Below are 8,028 nucleotides of genomic sequence, written 5' to 3' on the forward strand. Positions count from 1 at the left end.
GAGCAGCTATGTCAGATCGAGCATTATCGGCGTGAAGTTGAGGAATTGGAGTCCCGAATCCTGACCAGTGAGGAGGCCGCTGCAGAGTGGATTTCGCGTTACGCCGCCGATTTTGACCGTTTGTTTCCTTCTATATAGTTATTTTCGCTGGAAATGTGGTGACTCTGCCGCATCTCTAATCATTATTGCTCAAGACAGAGCGTAGAATTCATGGTTGAATATATCCCCCGCCACGTCGGGGGATTTTTTTTGGCTTAAGGAAATACACCATGAAGCACGAGGCGACGGCCCGAGTAGTCATAGACCTGCCCCGAGAAGAGGCGTGGGATTTACTTAAAGATTTGTCGTTGGCCCACAATTACGTGCCGGCAGTTACTCGTACTGAAATAACGACGGATAAAACCACGGGTTTGGGGGCAAGTAGACGAGTTTATCAACGCTCGGGAAAAGGTATGGATGAGACCGTAACTGAGTGGAATGAGGGGCACGGCTTTGTTATTCGTTTGCACAAAGGCGAGAAAGGCGCTCCGCCGCCGTTTCGCCAAGCGGTGTTTCGCTATCGATTAGAGGATGCGGGCCACAGCCGCACTGCACTAACCGCAAGTCTGGTCTTCGATATGCGCTGGGGACCTCTTGGCCGAATTTTATACGAGCGCCTATTACACAAGGTCTTTCGGGGCGTAATTCGTGATATTGCGATTAGCATGAAACAGTTTTATGAATCTGGAGAGGCCGTGAGCGATGGCCAGTTAAAACAGTTGCGTATAGGTGCGAGGCAAGAAGTTTAATGGATGCTTTGAGCCTACTAAAAAGTCGAAACTCTGCCGCCAAATTAGTAGGTCCGGGGCCCACGGATGAAGAGCTAACGGAGGTGTTTGCCGCCGCGACGCGCGCACCGGATCACGGCCGATTGCGACCTTGGCGGTTTTTAGTGATTAGTGGTGCGAACTTAATGGCTCTAGGTGACTTATTTGCCGACGCGGCACTGCGACGGGAGCCGACACTTGGTGAGCCAGAGCTTGAGCGTTTTCGTCAACAGCCATTGCGGGCGCCTCTAATTGTCGTGGTAATTAGTTGCCTTCAGGACCACCCGAAAATTCCTAGAATAGAACAACAAATGTCGGCGGCGTGTGCGGCGCACGGTATTCTATTGGCTGCTGAAGCCTTAGGTTATGCCGGTATTTGGCGCACAGGCGCTAACGCTTTCGATGCCCATGTTATGGCGGGCTTAGAACTTTCGGCCAATGAAGAGATAGCGGGCTTTCTTTATATTGGCAGCCGTGATGGCCGAGGGAAGCCGCTGCCGGCACTCGAATCGGCTGATTTTGTAAAAGTTTGGAGACAATAATGAATACCATTATCCCACCGTCGTACACCACTTTAGCGGTGCGCTTAGAGGAACACGTCGCCTGGGTCGCGCTAAATCGTCCAGAAAAAGCCAATGCCATGAATGAGCCGATGTGGGATGAAATTCAGGCCTGTTTTGAATGGTTAGATAGCGAGCCAAGTGTGCGCGCAATCGTGCTTTGCGGTGAAGGTCGACATTTTTGTGCCGGGATTGATCTAGCCATGTTTGCTGGTCTGGGGCAGGGTGCAGAAGGCATTGAAAAGTCTCGATTTATTGAACAGTTTCGCAGTGTAATACTGCGCTTACAGGGAAATCTCACTGCCATTGAGCGCTGCCGTAAGCCAGTAATAGCGGCAATCCACGGCAGCTGTGTGGGTGGTGGTGTGGATATTGTTAGCGCTTGCGATATGCGTTTTTGTTGCGAGGGTGTGAAATTCTCGATTAAGGAAATTGATATTGGTATGGTCGCCGACGTTGGCACCTTGCAGCGTCTTCCCTATATTATCCCGCAGGGCATTGTTAGGGAGTTAGCCTATACTGGCCGTAACGTTTACGCGGCCGAAGCTGAAAAAATAGGCCTCGTTAACCGCGCCTACGATGCTTATGAAGATATGATAGAGGCGGTGTCAGAGCTTGCCCAAGACATCGCTCGCAAATCACCTTTGGCGATTCGCGGCACGAAGCAAATGTTGCTTTACACTCGTGACCACACAGTGGCTGATGCGCTAAATTATCAAGCGACGTGGAATGCTGGGATGCTTAGCTTTGAAGATGTCATGCTGGCAATTGGCGCAAGCAGCGAAGGTAAATCAGCTGACTTTAAAGATTAATAATTAATTTCAGTCACCCGCGACAACGATGCAGTGTGAGCCCGGGCTGCATTAGTTGATAAACCCTAATTCTTACAATGACGCACGGCGTTTTGCCGCTGCGTCTAGGTCTTGTTATTTAATGCAAACTCGAACTATTTTTAAAACACCCTTTGTTAGTGGCTTTTTCCGATTGGTGTTTATCGCTCTGACTCGCCTGCGTGGTTGGCGGATTGAGGGGGAAAAACCCAAAGATAAAAAATACGTTTTGATTGCCGCGCCGCATACTAGCAACTGGGATTTTCCCACGATGATGGCAGCGTCCTTTATTCTTGGGCTTGATGTACATTGGATTGGCAAGCATACATTGTTTCCTGCCGGGCCATTTGGTGCCTTAATGCGTTGGTTTGGCGGTATCGGAATTGACCGGCGTAAAAAGCACAACACCGTCGAGCAAATGGTGGCTAACTTTAATGAGCGCGACGAGTTGGTTGTCATCATTACCCCGGAAGGTACTCGCAGCAAGGTGAATCACTGGAAGGCAGGCTTTTACCATATTGCAGCGGGTGCAGGCGTGCCAATTTACATGGCCTATGTAGACACCAATCTAAATGTTGTAGGCATGGGGCCAGCGTTCTACCCCACCGGTGATTACGAGAAAGATATTGTCGAAATTCGCGCTTTTTACGCCGATAAACGCGGTTTTAAACCGCATAGCGAGTGAGCTGTCTCTACCAAGTTTGGCGTAGTTATTCTGCACTGAAAATCAATAATAATATAAATGACGCGTGGTCCATCTGATTTGTCAGGTGGACGACAAAAGTAATAATAACTCTCACTGGAATTTGCGATGAAAACGCTCTTTGGTTTTGCCTTAGTTTTGGCAACAGCCGCTCTTGTTACTACCTCTATGACAGTCAAGGCCGAGTCTGTAGACGACATCACCACCGCGAGCATAGTGCGTAATGACAGCGCTAACTGGTTGTCTTACGGGAAAGACTACAAAGAGCAGCGCTACAGCGAGTTAGATCAAATCAATGTTGGCAATGTTGGCAAGCTTGGCCTAGCTTGGTCGTTTGACACGGATTTCAACCGTGGGCTCGAGGCTACGCCCATTGTGGTGGACGGTGTTATTTATGTAACCGGTAATTGGAGCGTTGTTTACGCCCTGGATGCGCGGGACGGTCGGTTGTTATGGAAGTACGACCCACAGGTACCCAAAGAATGGGCGAAGATGGCCTGTTGCGACGTGGTAAATCGCGGTGTTGCGGTATACGAAGGAAAGATTATCTTTGGCACGCTTGACGCCCGCCTGGTTGCTCTCGATGCGCACAGCGGCAAAATGCTTTGGGAAAGGACAACCGCAGACTTAAGTGCCTATCCGTATACGATCACCGGTGCGCCACGGGTGGCCAAGGGTAAAGTCTTTATAGGTAATGGCGGTGCTGAATATGGGGTTCGCGGCTATGTGAGCGCCTATGATGTTAATACCGGTGAGCAGCTATGGCGGTTTTATACCGTGCCGGCCAATCCTGCGGATGGTTTTGAAAATGAGGCCATGGCAAACGCGGCGAAAACATGGACCGGTGAATGGTGGAAGACTGGTGGTGGTGGCACCGTGTGGGATTCCATTGTCTATGATGATGAATTAGATCAACTCTATATTGGCGTGGGGAATGGCTCACCGTGGAATGCCAAAATTCGTAGCCCGGAGGGTGGCGATAATCTGTACCTGTCATCGATAGTTGCGCTAAACCCAGATAGCGGTGAGTATATTTGGCACTATCAAGAAACTCCTGCAGAGTCGTGGGACTACACTGCGACCCAGCATATTATGCTTGCGGATATGGAATTTGCTGGGGAGCAACGCAAAGTTATTTGGCACGCACCGAAGAACGGTTTTTTCTTCGTCATTGATCGGAAGTCAGGCAAGTTGTTGTCTGCAGAGCCTTATGCTGATGTTAATTGGGCAAGTCATTACGACTTAGAGACTGGGCGTCCAGTAGAAACTGATCATGCGCGTTACCGAGATGCCCCAGAGTTGATCCGTCCGTCGTCTATGGGAGCGCACAACTGGCAGGCGATGGCGTATAGTCCGCAAACTGGGCTTGTATATATTCCTGCAATTAATAGCTTGTTTGAATACAGTTCAGTTGATGAATACCTTCACCAGTGGGGACAGTGGAATCTAGGCATTTATTTACAGCAGCCGGCTGTTGCCGATCCGATTTTGTCTCAATTACTCACCAGCAAGATTACTCAGGGAAGTTTGTTGGCCTGGGATCCGGTAAAGCAAGAAGCTGCTTGGCAAGTTCCGCATAAATTAACTTGGAACGGCGGTATTTTGGCAACGGCAGGTGGCTTGGTCTTCCAGGGTTCAGCGGATGGCGAAGTGTTAGCCTTTCGCGCTGATAATGGCGAAAAGCTGTGGTCGTTTCCCGCGCGCACTGGGGTGATGGCACCTCCGGTGACCTATACTGTCGACGGCGTACAGTATGTAACAATATTAGCGGGTTGGGGTGGGGCCTTTGGTTTGATTGCCGGCTTGGAGCGTGATGTGACGCCGCCACCAAGCCGGGTATTGACCTTTAAATTGGGTGCCAACGGGGTGCTACCGGAAAACCCTCTGAAACAAATACATGAGCCACCACCACGTTTAACAAATGATGAAGTGATTTTGGAGAAAGGCCGCAATTTGTATTACGCCTATTGCAATGCTTGCCACGGTACAGAAGCCATCTCTAATGGTGCAATCCCAGATCTGCGACACCTGCCGACTGCATTTCATAATAGCTTTAATGCTATTGTGCTGGACGGGGTGATGAGTAAGGCGGGTATGGTCGGTTTTGGTGAGGTGCTGTCTGAAGAGGACGCCTACGCAATTCATGCCTTTATTTTAGAGCGCGCAAATGTCGACAAAGAATTGCGGGCGCAGTCCGGGTGGTGGATTAGTATAAAAACGTGGTTTTTCGGTATCGTTGCTAATCTGATTGGCTGGCTAATGTAAGTTTATTGTTGTGAGTTTTATTGTCTAAGAATTGAGATAACTATGTATAAACGAGTGGAGTTAAGTGCTTTTGGTAAACCGGAAGTGCTTAAAATAGTGACGGAAGAACGCTTGCCAGAACCAGCGGCGGGGCAGGTGCGGGTTAAAGTATTAAGTGCAGGCACAGGGTTCACCGATACGATAATTCGTCAAGGCCAATATACGGGTGTAAAAGACAAACCGCCGTTTACCCTCGGTTACGATTGGTTTGGCGTGGTCGATAAATTAGGACCCGAAGTACGGGATTTCGAAGTGGGCCAATACGTCGCAGACATGCCGGTGATTGGCGGCTACACCCAATATCTGTGCGTTGATGCGAATCAGCTTGTTGCTGCGCCGCCAGGACTGGATCCGGGCGAGGCGGTATGCATGATATTGTCCTATACCACGGCCTATCAAATGTTGACCCGTGAAATTGATTTGCAGAAAGGGCAAAGTTGTCTTGTTCATGCGGCTGGTGGCGCAGTAGGCTGCGCACTACTGGAGTTGGGTAGGCTGTTTGGCTTAAAGATGATTGGCACAGGATCGCTGGCAAAAAAGGCGGTCATTGAGGGCTTCGGCGCGCAGTTTATCGATTATCGAAATGAGAATGTAAGTACGCGCGTCGCGGAATTGTCGCCCGGGGGCGTGGACATCGTGTTTGACACCATTGGCGGTCAAAGTTGGACGCGCTCATATCGAAGTTTGCGGAAAGGCGGCCATTTGGTGGCATTTGGCGTCTTGCACTATACAACTGGGGATGCGACGACTCCGCAAGTACTGTGGGGGTTTGCAAAGCTATTTGCGCTATGGCGCTTGTTGCCCGACGGCAAAAAAACGTCATTTTATAATATTCAGACTCGACGTCAGCGTCACCCAGCCGACTTTAAAGAAGATCTCGCTGCATTGTTTAAGCTGCTGGCCGATGGCAAATTGCATCCAGCTGTTGCTGAACGCGCTAGCTTGGATGATGTCGTCAATATTCATCGACGTTTGGATAGTGGTGATATTGCTGGGAAGGTAGTGCTGGATTGCACCTTATAGTCACCAAAAAATAGCAGGCCTCAGGGTAAACGAGGTTTTGCTTAACCTTGTACGGTCCGGCTTAGTACCAATTCATCGCTTTCGACACTGAGGCTTTCGTGGCCTCAGTTGCTTCTATTAATCCTTACCCGCTTTTGCTTGTTTTCTTCCCTGCCCGAACGAGATTTTTTCCCAGAGCTTATTGCGTTGCTCGAGCAATTTTTTGGTAGCGTAGTTTCTGTCTGCGCAGTGTCTCGGTGGCCGGTGATAGTTTTGAAGAAACGCCGTGGTGCTGTACTATGTTGGCACTGTCAATATAGGGGTGTCGCGTGCATTTTCTAATCGTTTTATATAGCCGAGCAATGGCGGTAATTAGCCGTCTTACTATGAAGTTCATTAGTGTCCCGTCGCCCATGATCTATAGCGGCGCAGGGAGTTCTGCCGCCTTGTGCGGGGCAATGGGGCGATTTGGTTATGAGCGGGTACTTGTGGTTACAGACCGTATGTTGGTGGAGCTTGGCCTTGTCGGACGGGTCACTGCCGAATTAGAAAAGTGCGGCGTTGCGGTGGTAATCTACGATGCGATCTTGCCAGATCCAGACTTTTTGCAGGTTGAGGGTGGAATAGCGTGCTGCAAAAGCGCCGGCTGCGATGCGGTCTTGGCGATTGGCGGGGGCTCATCTTTAGATGCCGCTAAAGTCATCGCGATTGGCGCCGGCTCGGAACAAACCGTCAGAAAAATGGAAGGCTTTTTCAAGGTTTCTGATAGGGGGCTGCCGCTTTACTGTATCCCAACGACTGCCGGCACCGGTTCAGAAGCGACAATGGTGTCAGTCATCACTGATACCGCGACGAGCACAAAGTGTTTTATTGTGGACCCGAAATTGGTGCCGGATGCTGTCGCCTTGGATGCCAGCCTGATGACTGGCCTGCCGCCAGCCATTACCGCGGCAACAGGCATCGATGCTTTAACTCATGCTATTGAGTCATCGCTGGCGACAGAGGCAACTGACGAAACCTTGAAAAAGTCACTTGCGGCAACGGCGATGATTTTCCGCTATCTAGAAACGGCGGTAAAGGACGGTGAAAACCTCGAAGCTAGGGAGGCAATGGCGGTTGCAAGCTGCTACGCCGGCGCTGCATTTACTGTGACAAATGTTGGTTATGTCCATGGCCTTGCCCATCAGCTTGGCGCCCTATGTCATGTACCTCATGGCTTGGCGAATGCGCTGTTTTTACCTCACGTGCTGGATTTTTACTGTGATAGCGCTGCACCTCAAATGGCCCGTATCGCGGCGGCGGCAGGTATAGGTGACCGTACAGACTCGGAGCAGGAGCGCGCCAAAAAATTAGTTTCCGCAGTGCGGGATCTGGAGCAAAGGATTGGTGTTCCGACGAGTTGCGACGCACTGAAACCTCAGATGGTTGAGGAATTAGCGCGGCGCGCCTTGAAAGAGTCTCATGGTTTGTACGGTTACCCTGTCCCGAAATATATGCGCAGGGACGAGTGCGAGGCGATTGTGCGTAAGATCTTGCCTGCGTGATAGCGGGGCGCCTCGCCCTGATAATTCATTAGGGGCGCACAATTTCAAATACGCCTTGGGGTTTGTCTTGCAGTGCAAAAAAGCGCGCCAGATCGATTTTACTACCGTCGATCGACAGTTCATCGGAGAAAATGAGTTTCTTTAATGAGGCCTTGCCTAATACCAAGTCTAGGAACAGTTCGTGGGTAATTTTGAGGGTGGCATTGGCATCCGCTACGGCAGGAGCCTTGGTGTGATGCAGCACAGAATGCTTCAGTCGCAGAACATGATTCTCTTGCA

General features: G+C 50.3%; 8 protein-coding genes. 7 read left to right on the forward strand and 1 reads right to left on the reverse strand.

Annotated features, from left to right (window positions below):
• Positions 1-269: 269 nt before the first annotated feature.
• The 7 genes from ABYT30_RS12430 to ABYT30_RS12460 all read left to right on the forward strand — a co-directional run bounded on the left by ABYT30_RS12430 (position 270) and on the right by ABYT30_RS12460 (position 7,749).
• The gene (locus tag ABYT30_RS12430) at positions 270-788 is read left to right on the forward strand and encodes an SRPBCC family protein (protein WP_373081746.1); all 519 of its coding nucleotides are present in this window, start codon (positions 270-272) and stop codon (positions 786-788) included.
• The gene (locus ABYT30_RS12435; RefSeq protein WP_373096758.1) at positions 788-1,348 is read left to right on the forward strand and encodes a nitroreductase; all 561 of its coding nucleotides are present in this window, start codon (positions 788-790) and stop codon (positions 1,346-1,348) included. The genes ABYT30_RS12430 and ABYT30_RS12435 overlap by 1 nt, the downstream gene beginning before the upstream one ends.
• Positions 1,348-2,178: a crotonase/enoyl-CoA hydratase family protein gene (locus ABYT30_RS12440; protein WP_373081742.1), complete on the forward strand. Its 831-nt coding sequence runs from the start codon at positions 1,348-1,350 to the stop codon at positions 2,176-2,178. Before ABYT30_RS12435 ends, ABYT30_RS12440 begins: the two co-directional genes overlap by 1 nt.
• A gap of 121 nt (positions 2,179-2,299) precedes the next feature.
• Positions 2,300-2,881, forward strand: coding sequence for a lysophospholipid acyltransferase family protein (locus ABYT30_RS12445; RefSeq protein ID WP_373081740.1), 582 nt, complete (start codon positions 2,300-2,302; stop codon positions 2,879-2,881).
• A gap of 126 nt (positions 2,882-3,007) precedes the next feature.
• Complete coding sequence (locus ABYT30_RS12450; protein WP_373096760.1) at positions 3,008-5,164, forward strand: PQQ-dependent dehydrogenase, methanol/ethanol family; 2,157 nt, start codon at positions 3,008-3,010, stop codon at positions 5,162-5,164.
• Between the two features lie 42 nt (positions 5,165-5,206).
• Entirely contained in the window at positions 5,207-6,226 is a 1,020-nt protein-coding gene (locus ABYT30_RS12455; protein ID WP_373096762.1) for a medium chain dehydrogenase/reductase family protein, read from the forward strand.
• 308 nt (positions 6,227-6,534) lie between these two features.
• The gene (locus ABYT30_RS12460) at positions 6,535-7,749 is read left to right on the forward strand and encodes an iron-containing alcohol dehydrogenase (protein WP_373096764.1); all 1,215 of its coding nucleotides are present in this window, start codon (positions 6,535-6,537) and stop codon (positions 7,747-7,749) included.
• Between the two features lie 28 nt (positions 7,750-7,777).
• On the opposite strand, the gene ABYT30_RS12465 is transcribed toward ABYT30_RS12460, so the two are convergent.
• Positions 7,778-8,028: alkyl sulfatase C-terminal domain-containing protein (locus tag ABYT30_RS12465; RefSeq protein WP_373096766.1), on the reverse strand; the 251-nt coding region annotated here is incomplete at its 5' end.

It is taken from the genome of Zhongshania sp. (assembly GCF_041623545.1).
GTDB lineage: Bacteria > Pseudomonadota > Gammaproteobacteria > Pseudomonadales > Spongiibacteraceae > Spongiibacter.

Bases quoted from the DNA above. Each gene is read 5' to 3' on its own strand.
- ABYT30_RS12430 (WP_373081746.1), top strand. From the start codon at position 270: ATGAAGCACGAGGCGACGGCCCGAGTAGTCATAGACCTGCCCCGAGAA.
- ABYT30_RS12435 (WP_373096758.1), top strand. From the start codon at position 788: ATGGATGCTTTGAGCCTACTAAAAAGTCGAAACTCTGCCGCCAAATTA.
- ABYT30_RS12440 (WP_373081742.1), top strand. From the start codon at position 1,348: ATGAATACCATTATCCCACCGTCGTACACCACTTTAGCGGTGCGCTTA.
- ABYT30_RS12445 (WP_373081740.1), top strand. From the start codon at position 2,300: ATGCAAACTCGAACTATTTTTAAAACACCCTTTGTTAGTGGCTTTTTC.
- ABYT30_RS12450 (WP_373096760.1), top strand. From the start codon at position 3,008: ATGAAAACGCTCTTTGGTTTTGCCTTAGTTTTGGCAACAGCCGCTCTT.
- ABYT30_RS12455 (WP_373096762.1), top strand. From the start codon at position 5,207: ATGTATAAACGAGTGGAGTTAAGTGCTTTTGGTAAACCGGAAGTGCTT.